The organism is Streptomyces sp. NPDC001941, assembly GCF_040296945.1.
Lineage (GTDB): Bacteria > Actinomycetota > Actinomycetes > Streptomycetales > Streptomycetaceae > Streptomyces.
This window is the reverse complement of sequence record NZ_JBEOYE010000071.1, coordinates 4,305-27,317: the sequence shown is the minus strand read 5'-3', so window position 1 is coordinate 27,317 and position 23,013 is coordinate 4,305. Positions and strand designations below refer to the sequence as shown.

Here is a 23,013-nt window from a genome sequence, read left to right as displayed (position 1 = left end):
GCTCAGCCGGACGCCGCGGGCACGGCGGGCGCCGTGGCGGGCTCGACCGGCTGTCCGGTGCGCACGGACTCGCGGGCGGCGCGCACGATGCGCAGCGCACGCAGCCCGGCGGCGCCGTCGGGCCCGGTGTCGGCGCCGCCCCGGACGCCCGCCAGGAACGCGGCGAGCATCACGGCGTACGGATCGTCGCCGCGGGTCACCCAACGCTCCCCGGCACCAGCGGAGTCGAAGCCGCCGATCAGCCGGGGTGCGGCGCTGAACTCCACCGAGGCGCGCTCCCCGACGAAGGTGACCACGGGGCCCTCGACCCCGGGCCCCCGGTCGGCGACGCCCCAACTGCAGTCCAGGGACAGGACGGTGGAGTCGGCGTAGCGCACGGTGAGCAGCGCCGCGCTCGCCACGTCCGGGTCACCGCCGAGCACGCTGTTGGCCTGCGCGTACACCTCCTGGGCCGGCTGCCCGCCCAGGACCGCGTCCACGAGGTCGAGCAGGTACGGGGCGCAGGCGTCGAGGACCCCGCGCTCCGGGGACCGGGGCAGCGGCGGGTTGAGCGCGCCGTACACGGTGGTCAGGCCCCCCATCACGTCCTCCTTGGCCAGCTCCGCGCGCACCGCCGCGAAGGCGGGCCCGTAGGCGACCGGCGAGGCCAGGCGCAGCCGCACCCCGGCCCGTTCGCAGGCGTCCACCATGGCCTCGGCGTCAGCCTCGTCGTCGGCGAACGGCCGCTCGCACAGCACGTGGGCGCCCGCCAGCGCGGCGCGCTCGACGAGCGGGCGCTGCCCGGTGGCCTCCGCGGTCACCACGACCGCGTCGGGCCCCCAGGCGAAGACCTCCTCCCAGCCGCCGAAGTACGTGGCGCCCAGCTCTGCGGCGACCGCGCTCCCCCGCCCCTCGTGGCCCGGATCGGCGACGGCGAGGTCGACGTCCGCCGCCTCGTGGAGCAGCCGGGCGTACGTCGCGGCGCGCTCGTGCGCGAACGACAACACGGCGACCTTCATGCGGTGGCCCCCTTCACGGGCAGTTCGACGGCGCGGCCCGTCCAGGCGGACCGGGCGGCGGCCTGGGTGACGCGGACGGCGGCCAGGGCGTCGTGGGCGACCAGGCGCGGCGCGGGGCCGCCCCGCAGCGCCGCGGCGAACTCGCCGATCTCGGCCAGGAACGGGGACTCCCCGAGGTAGGCGAACGCGCCCGAAGGGCCGCCGCTGACCTGGATCTCCTGCGGCCACTCGGAGTCGTGGACGACCGTGCCGCCGGTGCCGGAGACGTGGTACGCGACGCGGATGATCGGGTCCGGCGTCGGCGTCCAGCGGCAGACCACCTGGCTCAGCGCGCCTTTGGCGTGCGTGAGGACGGCCGTGCCGGTGGCCGAGGTGCCCTGCGGGGCGGGCGCCTCGATCCTGCCCTGGTAGTGGGCGTGGACGCGGACGACGTCGCCGAAGAGCCAGTACGCGATGTCCACGCCGTGCAGCATCTGGTCGGTGAGGATGCCGCCGGACTCGGCGGAGGCGTACCCGTCCCAGGCCCGCGGGTGGTACCCCGCGATGAGGAAGCGGGCGACCGTCCCGGCCCCGAAGTCCCGGCCGGCCACCAGGTCGTGCAGCCGCGAGAACGCGGGCGCGAAGCGGATGTCGTGCGCGGGGTACACGGGCACCCCGGCCCGCTCCGCCGCGTCCACGATCTCCTCGGCCTCGGCGACGTCCGCGGACAGCGGCTTCTCGCAGACGACGGCCACGCCGCGCTCGATCGCGGCGAGCGCGACGTCGCGGTGCGTGCCGGTGGGCGAGCAGATGTCGACGGCGTCCGCGCCGTCCAGCGCCTCGGCCAGCGAGTCGACGGCCTTGGCGCCGAACTCGGCGGCCAGGTCGGCGGCCTTGCCGTCCAGCGAGTGGACGCGCACGTCCGCTCCGGCGGCCACCCACGCCTCCAGGTGCATGCGCGCGATGAGCCCCGCGCCTATCAGTGCTACCCCAAGCCGCCGCATGGCGCCCCCAGCTCTGCATTCCCATGGACCGAACGGACCGTACGCACAGGCGAGCCAGGCCGCGTCGGCCGGGCAGTCCCTCCAGTCTCGGGGGCGGCACGCGCCCCGGACCACCACGGGCCGGGCACCCGGACGGCCGCCGGACCGGTCCCGTACGCCATCGGAGCAGGTCAGGGGCGTGCGCAAGGGAAACAGGGGCGGCAGGAGAGGCGCGCGTCCCCCAGCGGGGTCCGAGCGAGCCTCAAGCGGATGCCTAGCGGCGCGCCGAGAGCCGCCGCCGCAGGGCCGCGCGGCTGATCCAGTACGTGAGCACCAGACCCCAGAACACCGGCGCGCCGAGCCCGCCGATCAGGCCTGCGTCCGCGTACGGCAGCGCGAAGGCCACCACCGTGTACAGCGCCACCGCGCCCACCGCCACCGCCATCGCGATGACCGGCGGGCAGGCGCGCGCCACCAGCATCAGCGGGCGCCGCAACCGGGGCGCCACCCGCCGCCGCTGCCACAGGAACCAGGCGCCCCAGAAGGCCAACGCCAGGCCCGCGCCGACGAGTTCACCGACGACCGGGCCCGATCCGCGCTGCCCGGTGCGCAGTCCGGCGGTGGCGATCATCGCGGTGAAGAACCCGGCGAGCGCCACCCAGCGCGCGCCCGCCGCCACGCCCCAGGCCATGGTCTCCAGGTTGAAGCGGGCCTCGCGGTCGTTCAGGTCGTGGGCCGCCGAGTCGACGAAGCCCTCGGCGGCGCGGGTCCAGGCGCCGCGCGTGAACCAGCGGCCGCGCAGGTGCAGCAGGGCCAGGTTGTTGTGGGCCTCGCTGTTCTCCGGGTCCAGGCGCAGCGTGGTCTCGTACGCCTGGCGGGCGACGGCGAGGTTCTTCATGCGGTGCGCGGTCAGGCCCACCAGGAAGTGCGCGGACGCCTCCTGCGGGCCGAGGGAGACCGCGTGCAGGGCCGCCTGGTGGGCCTGGGCGCGGCGGGCGCGCTTCCAGGCGGGGTTGCCGAAGTTCTCGGCGGTGGCGTCCCACACCATGGCGAGCAGGTGGTGGCCGCCCCAGAACTGCGGGGCCAGCTCGACGGCCCGGTGCGCGGCGAACTCCGCGTCCGGGTAGGCCCGCAGGGCGAGCAGCACGTCGGCGCGCACGACCCACGCGGTCAGCAGCTCAGGGTCGCCGCGCAGCGCCTCGTCGAGCAGGGCCATGGCGCCGTGCAGGTCGTGCAGGTGCCTGCGGCAGCGGGCGAGCAGGACCAACGCGTCGCTGTCGCCCGGGTGTTGGGCCAGGTGCTGGGCGAGCAGCGCGGCGGCCTGGTCGTACCGGTCGAGCTCGTAGAGCACCTCGGCGCGCTCCCGCACTCCCCCGCCGGCCATCAGGCCCTCCCCCGGCCGCCGGGCGTCCCCGTGGCGGCGTCCACTACAGCTTGCGCTTCTTCTTCAGGTACGCGACCAGGTCGTCGTACATCCCGCCGTCGTTGGCGAACATCGCCACGTTGCGCGCGGCGGCGAACCACGCGTCGGTGGACGGCCGCAGCTGCCGCGCGGCGACGAGCAGGTCCTTGCCGTTGATCATGCGTACGGTGCCGGAGCGGGCGGAGTCCAGGAGCGCGGCCTCGGCGGCGCTCTCGCAGACGTGCGCCAGGTCCGCGCCGGAGAAGTCCTCGGTGGCCCGCACCAGCTTGCCCAGGTCGACGTTCTCGATGGGCCGGTCGCGCAGGTGGTACTGGAGGATCGCCTCGCGGGCGGGCGCGTCGGGCGGCAGCACGAGCAGGGTGCGGTCCAGCCGGCCGGGGCGGCGCAGGGCGATGTCGACGTCCCAGGGCACGTTGGTGGCGGCGAGCAGGAACACGCCCTCGTTGGCGGCCGAGTCGATGCCGTCGAGCTCGCCGAGCAGCTGGTTGACGACGTTGCGCAGTCCGCTGTGGTGGGAGCGGCTGCGCTTGGCGCCGAGCGCGTCCAGCTCGTCGAGGAAGACCACGCAGGGCGCCTTGCGGCGGGCGGTCTGGAAGAGCTCGTGGATGTTGCGCTCGGAGTTGCCGATGTACATGTCGAGCACGTCGGACAGGGAGATCGACAGGAAGTTCGCGCCGAGCTCCCCGGCGACCGCGCGGGCGATGAAGGTCTTGCCGCAGCCGGGCGGCCCGTACAGCAGCAGCCCGCCGCGCAGGCTCTTGCCGAACAGCCGGCGCAGCTCGGGGTTGCGCATCGGGGCGAGGAAGGCGGCCTCCAGGCGGTCCTTGACGTCCTGCATGCCGCCGACGTCGGCCAGGCGCACGCCGTCGCGGGCCCCGGGCGCCTCGACCTCCCAGGCCTCGGCCTCCCCCGGGTCACCGGAGCCGTCGCTGGTCAGGGGCGCCTCGGCGGCGCCGTCGCCGTCGTGTTCGTGCTCCGCGGTGTAGCGGGGGCGCACGATGTCCCGGACCTCGCGCTCGGCGGCCTGCCAGTCGTAGGCCCCGGGCCCCTCGGCGTCCCGCTCCGGCTCCGCGGGCTGCTCGCCGGGCTGCTCCCCGGGCGCGGGCATCCCCATGGCCCGGGCCATCAGGGCGCGCGCCTGGGCGTCGCCGGGAGCGTGCTGGAGCGCCACGGCGGCCTCGGCCACCGCTTCGTCGCCCTTGCCCTCGGCGAGCAGCAGCTCGGCCAGGTGCAGGCGCAGGGGTACGTCGCCGGGCGCGGCGGCCACCGCCGCCCGCAGGCTCCGGATCAGGGGGGACTCTTCGGACATGCCGCAAGCCTAGGCAGTGGGACGGGCCGGTGGGGAGGCGGGGTCGGGGACGGTCGCCGCGAGGGGGTGCGGCGCCGCCCCCGGGGGCTCAGGCGGCACTCCGTTCCCGTACGTCCGGGGGCTTGGCGTCGGCGTACCAGCGGGCGACGGCGTGGTGGGTGAAGACGAAGCCCTGGGGGGTGTGGGTGAGGACGCCGCGGTGCACGGCGAGGTGCAGGGTGCGGTGCAGGTGGTGGGGGGCGATGGCGTCGTGCCGGTGCCGGAACACCATCCGCGACAGCGCCCAGCTGCCGGAGAGCGTGGACAGCGCCAGCAGGTGAACGACGATGAGGAAGCCGACGGGGGAGCCGATCAGCAACGCGGCGACCAGCATCAGGAGGAGGGTCGCGACGGACAGGAGCCCGTCGAGGCCCGATGGACGGTACGGCGGCCGCGACAGCCTGGTGCTCAGCACTTGGCACAGCACGAACAGGACCGTCAGCACGAGGCCGGGTGCCAGCCCCGCGGTGGCGGTCAGCACGAAGCCGGCGACCACCGTCGGCGCCGGAAGCACCAGCATCCGCACCGCGAGCCGAACCGCGTCGGCGTTCGGGTCGAGACGGTCGTCCCGGTCGTGCCGGAGGTAGGCGTACAAGTACGGGCACAGGAACAGCAGACCGGTCACCCCGAAGGTGACGTCCGTCGCGCCCGAGGACGTGTACCTGTCGGCGCCCGCGCTCACCTCAGCCGGCACCGCGAAGCACAGCACGGCCAGCACGAACGTGTGGATGGCCGCCCAGCGCCGTGTGTGCCGCACCCCCACGTACAGCACCCGCAGGTCCCGCACCGGTCCGCCCCGCTCCCGTACTGCATGCCCCATCAGCCGCAGCAGTCGCTCAAGCCGCCGCTCCTCCACCGCCTCCGGGTGGAGCAGGCGGCGGGGCGCGAAGGTGCCGAGCAGGTGGTCGAGCAGCCGCTTCTCCAGCAGCTCGGCGTCCGCGTCGGGGGCCACCAGTTCGGCGGGGTCGCCGCGCCCGTCGGTGAACAGGACCCGGGCGGCCCCCGCGAGCAGCGGATCGGCCAGGACCTTGCGGGCCGGGGCGCGCGGATCGCCGCGCAGGGCGTCCAGGACGTCGTCCCAGTCCTTCCGCTTGGCCTCGGCCCGGCGCGAGCCCCGCTGGATCCAGCCGTCGAGGTCGTCCACGCCGACCGGCTGGATCCGTACGGCGGCGCAGCCCGCCGGGACCGTGTCGGTGTCCTCCACGGCGGTGGCGTACTCGCTCCAGCCGCCGACCAGGACGAACCGGGCGCTGTCCGGGAGCTGGTCGAGGGTGAGCAGCAGGCGGGCCCGCTCGCGGCGCCCGAGCCGGTCGAAGTCGTCGAGGACCGGGACGAGCCTCCCCCGCCCGAGCATGGCGGCTATCTCGTGCGGCGAGTCCCCGGGCAGGCGTCCGGCGAGCCAGTCCAGGAAGGCGGGCAGCTCGTGCAGGGCGTCGCAGCCGGTGAGGGAGATCAGGACGCAGAGCACCGGGTCGTCGGCGGTCAGCAGCTGGGTCCCGAGGTGGCGGGCCAGCTGGGTCTTGCCGCTGCCGCGCTCGCCCAGGACGACCAGGCGGCCGGACGGTACGAGGGCGTAGACGTCGGCGATCTCGGCGTAACGGCCGGTCAGGTCGGGCGGGTTGGGCCCGGCGTCGGTGAAGTCGACGGGGGCGGGGGTGAAGCGCAGGGGCAGGGGCGCGGGGTGGGCGGCGATCCCCCAGGTGCGGCGGTCGGGCTCCAGCGAGGCCCAGGCGGCCTGCTCGAAGAGGTCCGCCGCCTTGCTCCCGAAATGCGGCTCGGCGGGCACGACGGGGGCCGCGTCGACCACGGCGGGGAGGTGTACGGGTGCGGGTGCGGGTGCGGCCACCGGTACGGGCAGGATCGCCGCCCAGTAGGCCTCGGCGACCTTGTCGTACCGCTTGCCTACCACGTCGGCGCTCCGGCGGGGATCGCAGGCGAGCACCCAGGCCACCACGAGCGTGCGCGACGGCAGGTTCCGGCCCGTCGTGGCCATGCTGAGGGCGGCCTTGCTGGAGTGGATCCGCCGCGCCAGCTGATCGAGGCTGAACCCGGCCCCGCGACGGAGCTCGCGCAGTTCGCGCGCGAGCTCCGCCAGGGCCGGGACGGTGGTGTCGATCGGGCGTTCCGGGCGCCCGCGCCGTCCCGAGGACATCCGCGCTACCGGCCCGCGCGCGGGGAGCCGCCGACGCGGCCGGCGAGGCCGAGGGCCGTGGTGGTGACCATGGCCACGAGGGCCAGTGCCTCACCGGGCTCGTAGCCGCGCCGTGCGAGCACCACCGTGACGACGGTGACGATCACGATCACGACGACGCGGATGGAGAGGGGTGAAGGGGCGGGGAAGGAGGCGGAGATCATCATGGGAGCGACTCCTGTACGGGTGACGGTCCGTGTGGTGCTCTGGCTCCACGTCCGGAAGCTCTCCGCGGGTGCGCCGCGAGTGCGGTGCGAGTGCGGTGAACTCCTGTTCGTGGTGTCGCAGTTGACGCTGCGAACGCACTCACCATGCCCCACCTGACCCCATTTGGCACCCGGCCCGCTATGTCCCGTTCCAGTCCCGATGCCCCATCCGCATTTGGTTCTGAACAAAGAGGACGGCCCGGCGGCACCTCGTGAACAATTCCCCCGGCCGCACCTCCGCCCCAGCTCAGGGCCCCGCCGTCCACCCCGCGGCATTCAGGAAGAAGCGAGCGCCCTGAACAAGTCGCGGCCGCGCCATACTGGCCCCCGGGACGGAATCGCGAAGAACGATCCGCTCCGCGCGCCGACTGTGACGGTCCGAGCGCAGGCTCGACAGCACCACGTTCGGGGGTCGTTGACGCGGCCCCCGACACGTTTGCCGTACACCGCGGCGGGCTCGCCGCCACGAGAGGGGCTGTCGGCCGCGCCCCCGGATCCGTAGAGTGGGGGCGGACGCATCAACGCCCGCCCCGGCAATGCTCCGGGCGGCCCAGTGGGGGAAGAAAGGTGCGTGCCCGATGACGGTCGGGCTGCTCTCCACGATCGCCACGGTCCTCTACGGAGGCACGGTATCCGTCCTCGCCCTCACCGCGACCTTCGCCCGGCGCCGCGCCCTGCGGCGCGAGGCGCGCAGGACGCTCGCGGTCCTCGTCCCCGGCGCCCCCGGCCGGGTGCCCGAGCGGCAGGAGGTGTGACCGGCGCAGGGGGCTGAACGGGCCCTGACGGCTCAGCTGTTGGCCGTGATGGTGCCCGAGCCGTAGGGCCGGGTGATGACCTCCATGACGTGGCCGTTGGGGTCGGCGAAGTAGACCCCGCGGCCACCGTCGTTGCGGTTGATCTCCCCGGCCCGCTGGAGCTGCGGATCGGCGAAGTACTCGATCCCGCGGCCCTGGACGCGGCCGAAGATCTCCGTGAACTCGTCCTCGGACACGATGAACGCGTAGTGCTGCGTCCTGATCCTCTCGTGCTCGCCGTCGACGTGCCCCGGCTCCACGTAGTCGAGGGTGACGCCGTTGCTGGTCGGCAGCGGGATGAACGGGCCGAAGGGCGGTGCGACGTCGAGCCCGAGGATCTCGCCGAGGAAGGCGGCGGAGGCCTTGGGGTCGTGGGCGTAGACGAACGTGTGGTTCAGGTCGACCGGCATGGCGGTTCTCCTTCGGCTGCGGATACAGCGGATGCAGCGGACACGGCTGCGAATGCGTCGTACGAGGATTGCGTGTACGGCACACACGCTAGGCCGCGCCCGGAACGCCCACCATCGGCAATCCGGCTTAGGGCGGACGACCGAGCGGAATCCGGCCAGGCGGGAGGCCGGGCGGACAGCCGAGCAGGCGGCCGGGCGAACAGCCGGGCAGGCGGCCGGGAGCGAGGAGGCGGGGGCGGGGAGGCAGACAGCGGAAGGCCCCCGTAGGACCGAGTCCTACGGGGGCCGCACCGACTGGCAGGGGTGACAGGAGTCGAACCTGCGACATCCGGTTTTGGAGACCGGCGCTCTGGCCATCTGAGCTACACCCCTTGGTGCGACCCACCTTGCCATGATCGCCGGGGCGGTGCCAAATCGTTTTGGCACCGCTCCCCGCCGGACGCCCGCCCCGTGCCGCGCGGGCCTCAGTCCCTCTTGAAGCCCGGCTTCAGCGGCATGTTCTGGTCCGGCAGGAACGACGCGTTGATCTCCAGGCTGATCACGTGCGTGTCCGTCGGGATGTTGATGCCGAGGACGTCGTGCAGCACCTTGCGGTACGGCTCGGAGAGCATGAACTTCCAGTCCGTCGGGCCGAGCGTGAAGCGCCCCTGGTTCAGCCGGGGCGAGGCCAGCTGCAGGTAGACGTTGAAGGTGCTGAAGTGCGCCATCTCCAGCGTGCGCGGGACCGGCTTGTCGTCGACGTAGATGTTGGCGCTCGCCTTGGAGATGAGCGGGACCTCGTGCAGCCAGAAGCCGTCGGTGCGCACGGAGCGGCCGGTCTTGGGGTTGGTGAACTTCCACCCGCCGGGGTACCAGATGCGCTGGTTGAGCAGATTGATGTTGTCGTAGCCGTCGGACCCGACGGGGGTCCAGAAGGCCGTGCCGTTGCCGGCGGTGCCCACCGGGCAGATCGGCTCGGCCTTGATCCCGGTGCGCTTCAGCTCCTCGATCAGCGCGGGCGCGAAGGGCAGGGTGCCGGTGCCGGACTGGGCGAAGAACCACCAGGCGACGCCCTTGTCGGGCGCCTCGTCGTAGTAGTGGCCCGCGGGCTTGTTCTTCTGTCCCGTCGCCGGGTCGTAGAGCGACGGCAGGCACTTGGTGGCCGGCGGGTTCGTCGCGGGGTAGTGCGGCCCGTCGTCGGCGACGGCCGCCGGGGCGACGGCGGTCAGCAGGGCGGTGGCGGCGGCGCACAGGGCCACGGACGTCTTGGTGAAGCGCACGGCACGGCTCCCAGGGATACGACCCCCCTCGTAGGTCACGTTCAGTGAAACCCCTGTCACTGGGTGTCGCGTGCTGGGGTGGCCGTACGGGTGAACGGGGCTTGCCCCTGACCCGCGCGTCAGGGGTTAGCGTCCTCGCGCTCCGGACCGCGCCCACCGGACCGCGCCCAGTGGTACGCGTCCGCTCCCCTGCCCGTCCCGTCCCTGGAGGTCACCCATGTCGTCCATGCCGTCCACGGCTTCCGTCCCCGTCCGTACGAGCCGCGAGGTGCGGCTCTCCTCCCTGCCCGCCGGGCTGCCGAAGCCCTCGGACTTCACCGTCGTCGAGGCGCCGGTCCCGGCCCCCGGACCGGATGAAGTCCTCGTGCGCAACCGGCAGTTCCTCGTCTTCGGAGGGCTGCGCACCCTGCTCGGCGGAGCGGCGAAGGACACGCCCGTGCCGGGGCTGAACCCCGGGGACACCCTGTTCGGTCCGGCCGTCGGAGAGGTGGTGCTCGCACCGGAGGGCGGCCCACTGCGCCCCGGTGACCTGGTCACGCACTACCTGGGCTGGCGGGAGTACGCCGTCGTACCGGCCTCCGGGTGCGTCCCCGTCGACCCCGCGCTGCCCGATCCGGTCGCCGCGCTGTCCTCCGGTTCCGCCGCGTACGGCGCGCTGACCCGGCTCGCGGCGGTGCGCGAGGGCGACGTCGTCCTGGTGACGGGGGCGGCGGGCGGCGTGGGGTCGCTGGCCGGGCAGGTCGCGCGGCTGCTCGGCGCGGCGCGCGTGATCGGGACGACCGGGTCGGCGTGGAAGACCGAGCGGCTGGTCGACGAGCTGGGTTACGACGCCGTGCTCACCGCCGGGTCCTGGCGGTCGGCGTCCGCCGACGACCGCACGGGCCTGCGGGCGCAGCTCGCCGCGGCCGCGCCGGACGGCATCGACGTCCTGCTCGACAACGTCGGCGGGGCCCAGCTGACGGCGGCGGTCGACGCGGCACGGCAGGGCGCCCGGTTCGCGCTGGTCGGTTCGCTGTCGGGGCAGTTGGCGGCGGACGGGGCGGGGGGTGCGGCCCCTGCGGTGGTGGACGCGTTCCGCCTGATCGTCAAGGGCGTGTCGGTACGTGGCTACCTGGGCGTCGACCACCCCGGCGTGGAGGCGGAGTGGACGGGGCGGCTCGCCGAATGGCTCCGCTCGGGCGCGATCCGGCTCCCCGTGGTGCGGTACACGGGCATCGATCGCGCGCCGCACGCGTTGCAGGAACTGATCGAGGGGCAGCACATCGGCATGCTGGTCGTGGAGTTGCCCGAGCACGGGTGAGCGGACGGGCGGGTGCGCGAGTGAGGGGTGGCCGACATGCGGATCGGTGACGCGGCGGCGGCGGTGGGCACCACGCCCAGGGCCCTGCGCTTCTACGAGCAGCGCGGGCTGCTCCCTCCCCCGGGGCGCACGGCTTCGGGGCAACGGGAGTACGGCCCCGGGGACGTCGCCCTGCTGCGCGTGATCCGCGAGTTGCTGGCGCTCGGGCTGACGGTGGAGGACGTACGGGGCGTGGCCGACCGGCTGCACCTGCTGGCCGTCGATCCCCCGCCGCGCTGCGGGAGCACGGGCCAGGCGGAGGGCTCCGGTGTCGTGGGGTCGGCGGTGGTGCGACGGCGCATCGACGCGATCGACGCGGAGATAGCGCGGCTGACTCGGGTGCGGGACGCCCTGGAGGGAAAGCTCGCGGGGGCGTCGGGCGCCCGGTGACCCCGACGCCCTCGCGGCCCGGGCCTCACACCACGTCGAACTCGTTGCCCTCGGGATCCTGCAGGGCGGTGGCGTAGAACCCCGTCTCCGGCTCGTCCTTGGTACGCAGCACGGTGGCACCGGCTCCGACGAGGCGGGCCACCGTGTCCTTGACCCGTTGTGCGCGGACGTCCCGGGGGACGTCGCGGCCCCCGCCGACCTTCAGGTCGAAGTGCCACCGGTTCTTGGTGGCCTTCGGCTCGGGAACCTGCTGGAACCACACCCTCGGTCCGCGTCCCGTGGGGTCGACGATCGACTCGGGGACGTCCCCGGCACCGGGCGGCAGCTCATCCTCGGGCACCCCCACCGAAGCCCAGTAGGCGCGCCACGTGGCGTGCCCGCCCGGCGGGGGCTCGGGCACGTAACCCAGGGCCTCGGCCCAGAAGGCCACCATCCTCTGCGGGTCTGAGCAGTCGATCGTCAGCTGCACTGTCATCTCCATGCCCGGAGCATCGCAGGCGGGACTGACAATCGATCGCCTCACGGCCCCCGCTCGCGCCGAGGCCCCAACCGCACCCTGCACGGTTGGGGCCCGCTCCGCCTCCGCCGGCCGGGTGGGACCCCCGCCCCGTCCGGCCGTCCGTGGAACGGACACCTTCCCCGTGTCGCCATGCGCGCGGGGACGCCGTCGGATGCGTCCCCGCGCGGTGCGCGGAGGACCCTCGCCACGAAGCTGAGGGAGCGGAACTGCCTCGTGGCGGCGGCGTGGTGTCGCGTGCGGCTCACGGCCGGGGACACAACGGTGGGGCGGGGCCCGGCCGATGGGGCGGGCACCGGCAGTGCCGCCGGTCCTGGTCAACGGATCGGCAGCACTGGGGTGCACCCCGCCGAGCAGCGACTGCCCGTTGCCTGCGGGGCGCGTCACGATCCTGGCAGCCGCCGCTAACGTTCCGCTGTCGTGTCACGAACGCCTGTGACCTGTCCGCGCCACCGGACCCCCTCGCACACGGGCCGAGCACGCGCCGAGCACGTGCCGCACGCGCGCCGAACACTCCAAGTGACTGTTGCGGCAGGGACATTGATGCGTCGAACGCCGTGCGAACCGACGCATATAACGATGCCGACAACGATCCTCACATCATCAACTCCCGCCCCAGAGGCAGCACGCGCCCCGGAGAGTCGTGCGCGCCCGCACCGCACGCCCGTTTCTCCCCCGAGGGGATCACCGTCCCCGCTAGCCTGGTTCAACGCACGTGCGGGGAGGGTGAGTTGGGCAAGCGGGAGTTGTTGCTCGGCCTGTTCCTCGGCATGCTCCTCGCCCTGCTCCCGTGGCCCGTTCCGGCGCGCGCGGACTCGGGCGTGCCGGGCGCGCCCTGTCATCCCGAGTGGCTCGCCGGAGCCCCGGCCGAGGCCGTCGCCCGCGTCGAGCACGACGGCCGTACGCACACCAGGGTCACCGTCTCCCAGACCGTCCACGCGCCCGCGGCCTGGCCGTTGGCCGACGACCTCCTCCTGGGCCCCGGTTCGGCCGGTTACCGGCAGGCGATGGCGTGCCTGCTGCGCGAGGAGCAGGACTCCGACGCGTCGTACCGCGTGTACACCCGCTGGGAAGAACGCCGTACCGCGCCGCCCGTCGTGGTCCAGGAAGCCTCCGGCGTACGCGTCGAGTTCTCCGCGTACGCCTGGATGGACGTCTACGCCTCCGGTCTGAGCGTGGGCCCCTGGCGCGTCGACACCACGGCTCCGCGCTGGACGGTGTCGTTCGTCCCGGCCCCGGCTCTCGTCGGCGCCGACTGGCGCCGCGTCGTGCTCGACCCCGGCCGCACCGGCGCGGCCTACGCCGAGCCGGGCGCGCTGCGCCGTGAGGGGCGCGCCCTGCTGTGGGCGCCGGGCGCCGGAACGTACGACGGCGACGGGCATCCGCTGACCGCCGGGATCGATCCGCCCTTCCCCCGCGCGCTCGCCGCGCAGAGCTCCCGGCCCTGGCACATCGTGCTGAGCGACGCGGGCGGGCTGCTGTGGCCCGTCGCCCTGGTCGCCTTCGTGCTCCTCGCCCTCGGCCGCGCCCCGCGCGGCCCGTCCGGGCAGTCCCTGGAACCGGTCGCCGTGCGCAACCTGCGGCACGCCCTGTGGCTCATGCTGCTGTTGAGGGCCCTCGCCGGCCTCGGCAGCTTCTGGCTGCTGGGCCGGGACCTCCACGGCACCGGCAACGACCCGCCCGAGCTGGCGGCCTTCGGGATGGCGTCCACCGCCGTGGCGGGCGGGCTGCTGTTCGCCTTCGGCCGCCCGGGGCGGGGGCCGCTGGTCACGGCGGGCCTCCTGCTCGTACCGCCGCTGGCCGTCAGTGTCGGCTGGCCCACGCTGGTGGGCCAGGACCGGGTGCCCGACCTCCAGCCCGGGCTGCGGGGCGACCTGTACGTGGCCCTGCTCGCGGTCGCCGTCGGCTGCGTCGTCGTGCTCGGCTTCGCCGGTCTGGCCGTCGCGATCTGGCGGCTGGCGGCGGAGGGCGGGCTCGTACCGCCGGTCCCGCCGGGCACGCTGGTGCGCCGGACCGCGCTCACCGCGACGGCCGCGACCGTGGTGGTCGCCGCCTGCTACGCGTACGCCGCCGAGTGGGACTGGCGCCGGGCCTCCTGGCTCAGCGACCCCGCCGCCGCGGCCTCCGAGCACGCGCGCAACGGGGCGTACGAACTGGCCTGGGCCGCCGCCCGCTTCCACGACTGGTGGCTCGGCCTGGACTGGCTGCTGCCCGGTGTCGCGATGCTCGGCGTGCTGCGCCTGGGCGGCCGCACCTGGCGCGGACCCGGGCAGGCGCCCCGGGGCAGGGACCGCCGTCTGCTCCTCGCGGTCTTCGGCAGCCTGGTCGCCCTCGGGGTGGGCTGGTACGCGAACAGCGCGCTGCTGGTCGCGTGTTGGCTCCTGCTGAACATCGGCGCGCTGCACCTGCTCACCCGGCGGGCCCGCCGGGGCGTGCTCGACCTGCCGCTCGAAGGCACCTCGCTGCCGCTGCGCGCCGCCCTCACCGTCGGCCACCGGGCGGTCCTCCTCGACCGCGCCCGGCTCTTCCGCGACGTGCACGCCCGGCTCCGCCGCCTGGACCAGGGGCAGCAGTCGGCCGACGGGCTGCTGAGGCGGCGGCCGCTGGAGAACGCCCTGGAGCGGCTGCACGCCTGGCCGCCCGGCGCGAGCACGGCCCTGCCCCGCCACCTCACCGTCGTCGACGCCGCGCTCGCCCTGGGGCCGTACGACACCTGGTGGGACAACGGCGTCCGGGCCGCCCGCACCGCCCACCTGGCCGGGGTGCCGCTCAGCGTGCTCCTCGTCTGGGCCGACCTGGTCAGGGGCGACCGGCTGACCGGGGCGCTCGGGTACAACTTCGCGCTGCCCGACCTGCTCCTGACCTTCGGCCTGTGGCAGCTGGCCTGGGCGACGGGCGGCTTCGTGCTGGGCGCCCTGTGGTGCGAACTGCCCGGACGGCGCGGCCCCGTCAAGGCCCTCGTGGTCGCCACCGCCTACGCGCTTCCGGTCGGGCTCTTCGCGGTCGGCAACTGGCTGGTCGACGAGGAGCAGGACAACCTCGCGCTGTTCTGCGCGGCGATGCTGCTGGTCCTCACCGTCACCGGGATCGCCCTCGACGTGGACACCTTCCGCAGCGAACGGCGCTTCTGGCAGACCCGTTACGGGATGCTGCTGTCCGTCTACCAGATGCGCTACGTCTCCCTGCAACTCGCCTACCTGCTCACGCAGGTGACGGTCTTCATCACCCTCTGGGAGTTCCTCGCGGACACCGGCGGCGGCTCCCCGGGCAAGGGGCCAGGAGCGTCGTGAGGCAGGGGTGGCGGGACGGGCCTCGACGAGCGGGAGCCGGACCGGTCCCCGGCGACGCCTCAGGGCCTGCGCAGCCCCAGTGCCTCCGCGCCCGCGTAGCGCGCCTGCTTGCCCAGTTCCTCCTCGATGCGGACCAGTTGGTTGTACTTGGCGGTGCGGTCGGCGCGGGAGAGGGAGCCGGTCTTGATCTGGCCGCAGCCCGTCGCCACCGCCAGGTCGGCGATGGTGGTGTCCTCGGTCTCGCCCGAGCGGTGCGACATCACCACGGTGTAGCCGGCCCGGTGGGCGGCGCCGACCGTGGCCAGGGTCTCGGTGAGGGTGCCGATCTGGTTGACCTTCACCAGGACGGAGTTGGCGATGCCGTCGCGGATGCCCGCGCGCAGCAGCGACTCGTTGGTGCAGAACACGTCGTCGCCGGTGAGCTGGACGTGCCCGCCGATGCGGGTGGTGAGCTCGCGCCAGCCGTCGTGGTCGTCCTCGGCCATCGGGTCCTCGATGGAGGCGATCGGGTAGCGGTCGACCAACTGGGCGAGGTAGTCGGCCTGTTGGGTCGGAGTGCGGCGGACGCCCTCGCCCTGGTAGTCGTAGACGCCGTCCCGGAAGAACTCCGAGGTGGCCGGGTCCATGACCAGGGTGATGTCGGTGCCGGGCTTGTAGCCGGTGTCCTGGATGGCGCGTACGACGAACTCCAGGGCCTCGTCGGCGGTGCGCAGGTCGGGGGCGAAGCCGCCCTCGTCGCCGACGTTGACGCTGTGCCCGGCGGCGAGGAGCTGGGCGCGCAGGGTGTGGAAGACCTCCGAGCCCATCCGGACGGCCTCGGCGAAGGTCGCCGCGCCGACCGGCGCGATCATGAACTCCTGGAAGTCCAGCGGGTTGTCGGCGTGTGCGCCGCCGTTGACGATGTTCATCATCGGGACCGGCAGGACGCGGGCGTCGACGCCGCCGACGTAGCGGTACAGCGGCAGCCGGTGGGCCGCGGCGGCCGCCTTGGCGGTGGCCAGGGAGACGCCGAGCAGCGCGTTGGCGCCGAGGCGGGCCTTGGTGTCGGTGCCGTCCAGGTCGATCATCGTGGCGTCGACGCCGGCCTGGTCCTCGGCCTCCAGGCCGACGAGGGCGTCGGCGAGGGTCTCGTTCACGGCGTCGACCGCGCGGCGGACTCCCTTGCCGTGGAAGCGGGTCGGGTCGCCGTCGCGCAGTTCCACGGCCTCGCGGGCGCCGGTGGAGGCGCCGGAGGGCACGGCGGCGCGGCCCAGGGAGCCGTCCTTCAGCTCGACGTCCACCTCGACGGTCGGGTTGCCCCGGCTGTCGATGATCTCGCGTGCGACGACCCGGCTGATGGCGGTCACGGTGCGGCTCCTCGTGTCGGTCCCGGTGGCCCCGGCTGTTCCGGAGGCCCCGCGGGACGTGATGACGGCAGGTCATCCAGCAAGTTCCCTTTCGGAACTCACTAGGTTCCGAAAGGGAACTTACTATGGGTCCATGAAGATGCACAACGCCGACCAGAACTGCGGGATCGCCCAGGCCGCCCTCGTCCTGGGCGACTGGTGGAACGTGCTCGTGCTGCGCGAGGTGGCGCGCGGACACACCCGCTTCGACGCCCTGGCGGCCGAACTCGGTCTCTCGCGCAAGGTCCTGACGGAACGTCTGGGCCGTCTCGTGGCGCAGGGCGTGCTGCGGCGCAGCCTCTACCAGCGGCGGCCGGTGCGGTACGAGTACGTGCTCACCGACGCCGGTGCCGCGACGCTCCCGCTGCTCGTCGCCATGCAGGACTGGGGCGACCGCTGGGTCCTGGGCGACGGGAGCCTGACCGCGACCGCCGACGAGGAAGGCGCCGAACACGCCCGGGTCCACGCCCTGGTCGGCACCCGGCTGCCCGACGACCTCGCGCTCCCGGGCACGCACGGCCCCGAGCTGCCCCTGGTCGCCCCGGGCGCGCGGGCCACCGTCCTGTTCACGTACCCGGGTACGGGGATCGAGTGGGACCCGTCGCTGCGCGGCGCCGCCGGGTGCACCCTGGAGAACCGCCTGTTCCGTGACGCGCGGGCGGAGTTCGAGGCCGCGGACGTGGCCGTGCGCGGCGTGAGCACCCAACTCGTTCACGAGCAGGAGGAGTTCGCGCGGGCGGAGGAGGTCACCCACCCACTGCTCTCCGACGCGGCGCACCAGCTCTCCGCGGCCCTGCGCCTGCCGACCTTCCGCGGCGCGGGCCGCCTGCGGCTCAAGCGCCTGGTGCTGGTCGTGGACGAGGCCCGCGTCGTGCGGCACGTCCGCTTCCCGGTGACCGACGTCCCGCACGCGGTCGAGGAGAGCCTGCGCCTCGGCGCGGCAACAATCCGGCAATGAACCCTTAGCCCCGCGTGCATGGATCGCGGCGGAACGCGCCCCTAGCGTTCTCTCCGCCACCCCAACGCCCGTACCGCACACGGCCACCCGTCGCCGTCCCGCACGCAGCCGAGAGGGTCCATCTGTCATGAGCACGTCCAGAACGAACGCCGCGTCCCGCACCGCGCACGACCCCGCGTCCGCCGCCACGCCCGGCTCCGCCCCGGGTCCCAGCCGCCGTGGCGTCCTCGCCGGGGCCGCGGCCGTCGCCGCCGGGGCCACCCTGCCCGCGCTCACCGGCTCCCCCGCGCACGCCGCCGGAGCAGCCCGGCCCAACGTGCTCCTGATCGTCACCGACGACCAGCCCAAGCAGACCGAGTGGGCCACCCCCAAGACGGTCGCCTGGCTGGCCGGCCAGGGCGTGCGCTTCACCAACGGGCACGTCACCACCCCGCTGTGCGCGCCCTCCCGCTCCTCGGTCTTCTCCGGCCGCTTCGCGCACAACCACGGCGTCCGCAACAACGGCGCCTCGCACTCCCTGGACCAGCACACCACCCTGCAGCGGTACCTGAAGCAGGCCGGTTACCGCACGGGCCTGTTCGGCAAGTACCTCAACTCCTGGGCCGTCGCGGACAACCCGCCGCACTTCGAGGAGTTCGCGCTGCTCAAGCCGTCGTACGTGGACGGCACCTTCAACGTCAACGGCACGGTGCAGGCCGTCCCCGGCTACACCACCACCGTGATCAAGAACCGTACGCTCGCGTTCCTGGACAAGTCCCGCACGGACGACCGCCCCTGGTTCGCGTACGTCACCCCCTACGCCTCGCACGGCCCGCGCACCCCGGAGGCCAAGTACGCCGGCACCGAGGTGCCCGCCTGGGACGGGCGCCCCTCGGTGCCCGAGGCGGACCGCAGCGACAAGCCGCCGTACGTGCGCAACGCCACCCAGACCCTGGCCGACGGCCGCCGGGTGCGCGCCGAGCAACTGCGCACCCTGCGCTCGGTGGACGACGCCGTGCAGGCGTTCCACGACAAGCTCGCGGCCCTGGGCCAGCTGGACAACACCCTGGTCATCTACATCGGCGACAACGGCTTCAACTGGGCCGACCACGGCCTGACCGGCAAGGGCGTCCCGTACCGCCCCGCCCACGAGGTGCCCTTCTACCTCTCGTGGCCCGGCGGCGGGCTCGGCGCCGGCACCACCGACAACCGGATCGTCGCCAACATCGACATCGCCCCCACCGTCCTGGACGCGGCCGGGATCACCGCGGACACCCCGCAGGACGGCCGGTCGCTGCTCAGCGGCCACTCCCGCGACCACCTCCTCATCGAGTGGTGGAAGCAGGGCACCGGCGCCGACCACAACACCTGGTCGTCGTACGTGGCCAAGGACCGCCAGTACACCGAGTACTACGACCTGCACACCGACGCCACCGGCAAGGTGAGCGGCACCGGACAGGTCAGGTTCCGCGAGTACTACGACCTCCAGGCCGACCCGTACCAGCTGCGCAACAGCCTCCACCAGGCGACGCCCGCGGACGAGACGGCCCTCGGCATCCCCGGCCTCGCCGCCGCCCTGGCCGCGGACCGCACCGCCTGACGCCACCACCCACGAGACCGTCCGGAGGAGGACCACCGATGGGCCGCCACTGCTGCGCCCCCGCACGCACCACCGCCGCGGAGCCGGGCCGCACCACCCTGCCGCTGCTCGGCCACGGCACCGGGGAGCACCACGGCGGCCACGCCCCCGGGGAGCGGCTGGCCGGTGCCTTCGCGCCGCTGCTCGCCCTCCCGGGCGGCGCGTTCCGGATGGGTACGGAGGACGCCGCCGCGTTCCCCGATGACGGCGAGGGCCCCGTGCGCGCGGTCGAGGTCGCGCCGTTCCGGGTCTCGGCCACGGCGGTCAGCCACGCCGAGTTCCGCGCCTTCGCCGACGCCACCGGCTACCGCACCGAGGCCGAGCGCTTCGGCTGGTCCTTCGTGTTCCGCGGCAGCGTCACCGCCGCGGGGCGCGAGCGGGCCGAGGCCGTGCCGGGCGCGGACTGGTGGCTCGCGGTACCGGGCGCCTGGCACCGCGAGCCGGAGGGCCCGGGGTCCCGTTCGGACGACCGGCTCGACCACCCCGTCACCCACGTCTCCTGGCACGACGCGCGGGCGTACTGCGACTGGTCAGGCACCCGGCTGCCCACCGAGGCCGAGTGGGAGTACGCCGCGCGCGGCGGCCTCGACCAGGCCCGCTACCCCTGGGGGGACGCGCCCGCGTCCCCGGACCGCGCGGTGATCTTCCGCGGTACGTTCCCGAAGGCACCGACGACCGCGGTGGGCACCGCGCCGGTGCGCTCCCTCGCGCCCAACGGCTTCGGGCTGCACCACGCCGTCGGCAACGTCTGGGAGTGGACGGCCGACCGCTTCGTGCCCGGCTCGCCCGCGCGGGCCCTGCGCGGCGGGTCGCACCTGTGCCACGACTCGTACTGCAACCGCTACCGCTGTTCGGCCCGCACCTCCAACACCCCCGACGCCTCCACGGGGCACACCGGCTTCCGGGTGGCGGCCGACGCCGGGGCCTGAGGCGGATCCGGACCGGGTCCTGCTCAGGCCTCCGCCGCGACCGGTTCCGCCGCGTCGCCGTCCACCGCGTTCGCGTCCACCGCGTCGTCCGCTGCGGCGTCGTCCGCCGGCCTCGCCGCGGCGATCAGGTGGGCGCCGCGCCGGGGGCACATGTCGAGCACGCCGAGCACCGGGGGCACGGCGATGCTGGGCATCAGGTTCTGCAGCAGCACCGAGATCCGGTCCGGCAGGTCGTCGTAGTCGGTGAGCAGCTGCGACATCTGCTGGAGGCCCGCGAAGGCGCCCACGAAGAGCTCGGCCGTCGCCAACAGGTCGATGTGGTACCGCAGTTCGTCGCGCTGACGGGCCTCCTCCAGGATCGCCAGGTTGGCGTCCCGCCAGGTGCGGAAGACGCCGCCGCGGTCGAGGCCGGAGGCCTGCTGGTCCATGCTGAGCCGGACGCTGGCGCGCACCAGCTGGTCGGTGCGCAGGCGTTCGGCGAGGACCATCCCGGAGTCGATGATCTCCTGGAGCTTGACGGGCTGCGGGCGCAGGGCGCGCTCCTCGGTCTGCTGCTGCTCGTCGAGGATGATCTGCGCCAGCTCGTCCTTGTTGCTGAAGTGGAAGTAGATGGCTCCCTTGGTGGTTCCGGCCGCCGTGGCGATGTCGCTGAGGGTGGTGGCCTCGTAGCCGCGCCGCTCGAAGACGATCGCGGCGGCCTCGATGAGCTTCTGCCGGGTGCGGGCCGCTCGGTCCTGCTTCGTCAAGTTCATCCCTCGCTCTGCGCTGGGGAAGCGCGAAAAACCTTCACGTACGAATCTAGCGCCGGAAGCACGCGTTCAGGCACCCCCGGGCACTCACCCGCAGCCTAGCGAAAGCGCTTCCGTACCGGCGGGTTGCCAGAAAAACGCTTGTGACCTGCACCTATTCATTTCAACGGCACGTGACCCGCGTCACACCTCCAGCCGTTGTAAAGAATACCTTGAGGTACGTAACGTGGCGCCAACAACGGTACCTGGGGGGATCGTGTTAGACATCGTCAACGTGGGCGCCCAGCAAGACACTTCATCCGTGCCCATGCAGTGGGTGCACCGCGCGAGACCGCAGGACGTCGTGCCGACGCGGTGGGAACGCCTCGCGGAGCACCGCTTCCTCGTCGAGGGCCAGTGGCCCGAGCACCACCCGTTCTTCGCCCCGGTCGGCGGACTCCACGACCCGCTGCTCCTGGTGGAGTCCATGCGCCAGAGCACGATCCTGCTGGGGCACGCCGCCTACGGCGTCCCGCTGGACACGCACTACCTGATGTGGTCGCTGGACTTCACCTGCCGGCCCCACCACCTGCCCGTCGGCTACGGCCCGGACGTCGAGATCGAGGTCGGGTTCGACGAACTCTCCCACCGGGGTAGGACGTTGGCCGGAATGCGCGCCACCGTCACGGTCCGCAGGAGCGGCCACGAGGTCGGCACCGGCGTCAGCCGCGTCAACCTCATCAGCGCCCGCGCCTACCGCCGGATGCGCGGCGACACGGCCCGGCTGCCACCGCCCCGGCAGTACGCGCCCGACGTACCGCCCCAACTCGTGGGGCGGCTGCGCTCCGAGGACGTGCTGCTGCTGCCCACCGGCATCTGGGGGCACTGGATCCTGAAGGTCGACACCGGCCACCGCACGCTCTACCAGGGCCCCAAGGACCACGTGCCGGGCATGGTCCTCATCGAGGCGGCCCGCCAGGCCGCGCACGCCACGATCGGCCCCTCCGCCTTCGCGCCCTGGAGCGGGGACACCTCCTTCCACCGGTACGCGGAGTTCTCCCGGCCGCTGCTCATGGAGGTCACCGACGTCTCGCTCTCGGGGCCCGACTGGGCGATGAAGGTCACCGGACACCAGGACGGCGAGGCCGTGTTCACCTCGATCCTCTCGGCGGGGCAGCCCCGGAGACTGCCTTGATCCTGGTCACCGGCGCCACCGGCACGGTCGGGCGGGAGGTGGCGCGGCAGCTCGCGGCGGACCACGCCGTGCGCCTGATGAGCCGCGCCCCGCACCGCCCCGCCGTGCCCGGCCCCCGGGTGGAGGCCGTCGTCGCGGACTTCGCCGATCCCGGGTCGCTGCGCGCCGCCCTGCGCGGGGTGCGCGCCGCGTTCCTGGTCACCAGCCACCCCGCCGCGCCCCACGACGAGCGCTTCCTGGAGGCCGCCGTCGCCGAGGGCGTCGGCCACGTGGTGAAGCTGTCGGCGGCCGTCGTCGACGACGACACCGACGACCTCCTCACCGTCCGCCAGCGGGCCATGGAGGAGGCGGTGCGCGGCTGCGGCGCCGCCTGGACCCTGCTGCGCCCGCGCGCCTTCATGTCCAACACCCTGTCCTGGGCCGAGGACATCGGGCGGGACGGCACGGTCGGCGCGCTGCACGGCACCGCGCCCAACGCCCCGGTCGACCCGCGCGACGTCGCCCGGGTCGCCGTGCGGGCCCTCACGGAGCCCGGGCACGCGGGCCGGACGTACACGCTGGCCGGGCCCGAGGCGCTCAGCGCCCGCGAGCAGGCGCGGGTCCTCGCCGAGGTGCTGGGCCGTCCGCTGCGGTTCCGCGAGTGGACGGCGGACGAGGCGCGCGAGCGCCTGGCGCTCCGCTACCCGCCGCCGGTGGTCGAGGCGCTGCTGCGGCGCGCGGCCCTGGGGACCGTCGGCGGCAAGGCGCTGCGCGGCGACCCGCTCGCCCCGCTGACGGGCCGGGCCCCGGGTACGTACCGGGGCTGGGCGAACGACCACGCGCACCGCTTCCCCGGCGGGCGCGCGGCCTGACCCGGGGAGCGCGGCCCTCCCCCGGCCGCGCTCCCCGTTTTCCGTACCCCGGGATACGGAAACCGTACGTACGCCCGGGATCACGTACCCCGGGATACGGAAACCACCTGAAGGCCCCGTGGCCCTCCCGGGGCCCGCTCCCGGCTCCCGCGCCCAGTGGCGGGGGCCCCTACCCCGGGGGGCGCCCCGGGGGGGGGGGGGGGGGGTAAGCCGCGGGGGGGC

20 protein-coding genes and 1 tRNA gene are annotated in these 23,013 nt (G+C 74.1%); 9 read left to right on the top strand and 12 right to left on the bottom strand.

All coding sequences use genetic code 11. The features are described 5' to 3' along the window. Window positions 1-2 precede the first annotated feature (2 nt). The 6 genes from ABT160_RS34320 to ABT160_RS34295 form a co-directional block, all read right to left on the bottom strand. Window positions 3-998, bottom strand: a complete 996-nt coding sequence (locus ABT160_RS34320) for a Gfo/Idh/MocA family protein (protein WP_351651874.1) — start codon at window positions 996-998, stop codon at window positions 3-5. Beyond that, the gene (locus tag ABT160_RS34315) at window positions 995-1,981 is read right to left on the bottom strand and encodes a Gfo/Idh/MocA family protein (RefSeq protein WP_351651873.1); all 987 of its coding nucleotides are present in this window, start codon (window positions 1,979-1,981) and stop codon (window positions 995-997) included. Before ABT160_RS34315 ends, ABT160_RS34320 begins: the two co-directional genes overlap by 4 nt. A 253-nt stretch (window positions 1,982-2,234) precedes the next feature. Next, on the bottom strand, window positions 2,235-3,344 hold the full coding sequence (locus ABT160_RS34310; protein WP_351651872.1) for a tetratricopeptide repeat protein: 1,110 nt from the start codon (window positions 3,342-3,344) through the stop codon (window positions 2,235-2,237). 43 nt (window positions 3,345-3,387) lie between these two features. Further along, the gene (locus ABT160_RS34305) at window positions 3,388-4,692 is read right to left on the bottom strand and encodes an ATP-binding protein (RefSeq protein WP_351651871.1); all 1,305 of its coding nucleotides are present in this window, start codon (window positions 4,690-4,692) and stop codon (window positions 3,388-3,390) included. Between the two features lie 88 nt (window positions 4,693-4,780). Continuing rightward, window positions 4,781-6,883 (bottom strand): helix-turn-helix domain-containing protein, encoded by a 2,103-nt coding sequence (locus tag ABT160_RS34300; protein WP_351651870.1) that lies wholly within the window; start codon window positions 6,881-6,883, stop codon window positions 4,781-4,783. Between the two features lie 5 nt (window positions 6,884-6,888). Further along, window positions 6,889-7,089, bottom strand: coding sequence for a hypothetical protein (locus ABT160_RS34295; protein ID WP_351651869.1), 201 nt, complete (start codon window positions 7,087-7,089; stop codon window positions 6,889-6,891). Between the two features lie 617 nt (window positions 7,090-7,706). Here ABT160_RS34295 and ABT160_RS34290 point away from each other — a divergent pair. Beyond that, window positions 7,707-7,883: a hypothetical protein gene (locus ABT160_RS34290; RefSeq protein WP_351651868.1), complete on the top strand. Its 177-nt coding sequence runs from the start codon at window positions 7,707-7,709 to the stop codon at window positions 7,881-7,883. Window positions 7,884-7,915: 32 nt separating this feature from the next. Here the strand turns inward: ABT160_RS34290 and ABT160_RS34285 are convergent, their stop codons facing one another. From ABT160_RS34285 to ABT160_RS34275, 3 genes are all read right to left on the bottom strand, one after another. Beyond that, window positions 7,916-8,332, bottom strand: a complete 417-nt coding sequence (locus ABT160_RS34285; RefSeq protein WP_351651867.1) for a VOC family protein — start codon at window positions 8,330-8,332, stop codon at window positions 7,916-7,918. 295 nt (window positions 8,333-8,627) lie between these two features. After that, window positions 8,628-8,704 (bottom strand) — tRNA-Trp (locus tag ABT160_RS34280). Window positions 8,705-8,796: 92 nt separating this feature from the next. Next, window positions 8,797-9,591, bottom strand: coding sequence for a hypothetical protein (locus ABT160_RS34275; RefSeq protein ID WP_351651866.1), 795 nt, complete (start codon window positions 9,589-9,591; stop codon window positions 8,797-8,799). 226 nt (window positions 9,592-9,817) lie between these two features. On the opposite strand from ABT160_RS34275, the gene ABT160_RS34270 reads away from it, so the two are divergent. Together ABT160_RS34270 and ABT160_RS34265 are read left to right on the top strand one after the other, a co-directional pair. Beyond that, window positions 9,818-10,891 carry a zinc-binding dehydrogenase gene (locus ABT160_RS34270; RefSeq protein WP_351651881.1) on the top strand — a complete coding sequence of 358 codons (1,074 nt, stop codon included), beginning with the start codon at window positions 9,818-9,820 and terminating at the stop codon, window positions 10,889-10,891. A gap of 36 nt (window positions 10,892-10,927) precedes the next feature. Continuing rightward, complete coding sequence (locus ABT160_RS34265; RefSeq protein ID WP_351651865.1) at window positions 10,928-11,320, top strand: MerR family transcriptional regulator; 393 nt, start codon at window positions 10,928-10,930, stop codon at window positions 11,318-11,320. A 25-nt stretch (window positions 11,321-11,345) separates the two neighbouring features. Here the strand turns inward: ABT160_RS34265 and ABT160_RS34260 are convergent, their stop codons facing one another. Then, window positions 11,346-11,801: a VOC family protein gene (locus tag ABT160_RS34260; protein WP_351651864.1), complete on the bottom strand. Its 456-nt coding sequence runs from the start codon at window positions 11,799-11,801 to the stop codon at window positions 11,346-11,348. A gap of 767 nt (window positions 11,802-12,568) precedes the next feature. Here ABT160_RS34260 and ABT160_RS34255 point away from each other — a divergent pair. Continuing rightward, the gene (locus ABT160_RS34255) at window positions 12,569-15,127 is read left to right on the top strand and encodes a DUF6185 family protein (RefSeq protein ID WP_351651863.1); all 2,559 of its coding nucleotides are present in this window, start codon (window positions 12,569-12,571) and stop codon (window positions 15,125-15,127) included. A 59-nt stretch (window positions 15,128-15,186) separates the two neighbouring features. Here ABT160_RS34255 and eno read toward each other — a convergent pair whose 3' ends face one another. Further along, complete coding sequence (gene eno / locus ABT160_RS34250; RefSeq protein WP_351651862.1) at window positions 15,187-16,473, bottom strand: phosphopyruvate hydratase; 1,287 nt, start codon at window positions 16,471-16,473, stop codon at window positions 15,187-15,189. 133 nt (window positions 16,474-16,606) lie between these two features. On the opposite strand from eno, the gene ABT160_RS34245 reads away from it, so the two are divergent. The 3 genes from ABT160_RS34245 to ABT160_RS34235 all read left to right on the top strand — a co-directional run bounded on the left by ABT160_RS34245 (window position 16,607) and on the right by ABT160_RS34235 (window position 20,017). After that, window positions 16,607-17,470 carry a winged helix-turn-helix transcriptional regulator gene (locus ABT160_RS34245; protein ID WP_351651861.1) on the top strand — a complete coding sequence of 288 codons (864 nt, stop codon included), beginning with the start codon at window positions 16,607-16,609 and terminating at the stop codon, window positions 17,468-17,470. 127 nt (window positions 17,471-17,597) lie between these two features. Continuing rightward, entirely contained in the window at window positions 17,598-19,049 is a 1,452-nt protein-coding gene (locus ABT160_RS34240; protein WP_351651860.1) for a sulfatase family protein, read from the top strand. A gap of 38 nt (window positions 19,050-19,087) precedes the next feature. Then, window positions 19,088-20,017, top strand: a complete 930-nt coding sequence (locus tag ABT160_RS34235) for a formylglycine-generating enzyme family protein (protein ID WP_351651859.1) — start codon at window positions 19,088-19,090, stop codon at window positions 20,015-20,017. A 23-nt stretch (window positions 20,018-20,040) separates the two neighbouring features. Here the strand turns inward: ABT160_RS34235 and ABT160_RS34230 are convergent, their stop codons facing one another. Then, the gene (locus ABT160_RS34230) at window positions 20,041-20,763 is read right to left on the bottom strand and encodes a ScbR family autoregulator-binding transcription factor (RefSeq protein ID WP_351651858.1); all 723 of its coding nucleotides are present in this window, start codon (window positions 20,761-20,763) and stop codon (window positions 20,041-20,043) included. Here ABT160_RS34230 and ABT160_RS34225 point away from each other — a divergent pair. Then, on the top strand, window positions 20,720-21,940 hold the full coding sequence (locus ABT160_RS34225) for a ScbA/BarX family gamma-butyrolactone biosynthesis protein (protein ID WP_502984354.1): 1,221 nt from the start codon (window positions 20,720-20,722) through the stop codon (window positions 21,938-21,940). The genes ABT160_RS34230 and ABT160_RS34225 overlap by 44 nt on opposite strands. Further along, a complete protein-coding gene (locus tag ABT160_RS34220) occupies window positions 21,937-22,791 on the top strand; it encodes an NAD(P)H-binding protein (RefSeq protein ID WP_351651857.1) in 855 nt (284 codons plus the stop codon). The genes ABT160_RS34225 and ABT160_RS34220 overlap by 4 nt, the downstream gene beginning before the upstream one ends. Window positions 22,792-23,013: the final 222 nt, after the last annotated feature.

Excerpts from the sequence above, each read along its gene's own strand:
- ABT160_RS34270 (WP_351651881.1), top strand. The coding sequence starts at position 9,818 with ATGCCGTCCACGGCTTCCGTCCCCGTCCGTACGAGCCGCGAGGTGCGG.
- ABT160_RS34300 (WP_351651870.1), bottom strand. The coding sequence starts at position 6,883 with ATGTCCTCGGGACGGCGCGGGCGCCCGGAACGCCCGATCGACACCACC.
- ABT160_RS34305 (WP_351651871.1), bottom strand. The coding sequence starts at position 4,692 with ATGTCCGAAGAGTCCCCCCTGATCCGGAGCCTGCGGGCGGCGGTGGCC.
- ABT160_RS34315 (WP_351651873.1), bottom strand. The coding sequence starts at position 1,981 with ATGCGGCGGCTTGGGGTAGCACTGATAGGCGCGGGGCTCATCGCGCGC.
- ABT160_RS34265 (WP_351651865.1), top strand. The coding sequence starts at position 10,928 with ATGCGGATCGGTGACGCGGCGGCGGCGGTGGGCACCACGCCCAGGGCC.
- ABT160_RS34260 (WP_351651864.1), bottom strand. The coding sequence starts at position 11,801 with ATGGAGATGACAGTGCAGCTGACGATCGACTGCTCAGACCCGCAGAGG.
- ABT160_RS34290 (WP_351651868.1), top strand. The coding sequence starts at position 7,707 with ATGACGGTCGGGCTGCTCTCCACGATCGCCACGGTCCTCTACGGAGGC.
- ABT160_RS34285 (WP_351651867.1), bottom strand. The coding sequence starts at position 8,332 with ATGCCGGTCGACCTGAACCACACGTTCGTCTACGCCCACGACCCCAAG.
- ABT160_RS34295 (WP_351651869.1), bottom strand. The coding sequence starts at position 7,089 with ATGATGATCTCCGCCTCCTTCCCCGCCCCTTCACCCCTCTCCATCCGC.
- ABT160_RS34225 (WP_502984354.1), top strand. The coding sequence starts at position 20,720 with ATGAGCTTCTGCCGGGTGCGGGCCGCTCGGTCCTGCTTCGTCAAGTTC.
- ABT160_RS34320 (WP_351651874.1), bottom strand. The coding sequence starts at position 998 with ATGAAGGTCGCCGTGTTGTCGTTCGCGCACGAGCGCGCCGCGACGTAC.
- ABT160_RS34310 (WP_351651872.1), bottom strand. The coding sequence starts at position 3,344 with ATGGCCGGCGGGGGAGTGCGGGAGCGCGCCGAGGTGCTCTACGAGCTC.
- ABT160_RS34235 (WP_351651859.1), top strand. The coding sequence starts at position 19,088 with ATGGGCCGCCACTGCTGCGCCCCCGCACGCACCACCGCCGCGGAGCCG.
- ABT160_RS34240 (WP_351651860.1), top strand. The coding sequence starts at position 17,598 with ATGAGCACGTCCAGAACGAACGCCGCGTCCCGCACCGCGCACGACCCC.
- ABT160_RS34245 (WP_351651861.1), top strand. The coding sequence starts at position 16,607 with ATGAAGATGCACAACGCCGACCAGAACTGCGGGATCGCCCAGGCCGCC.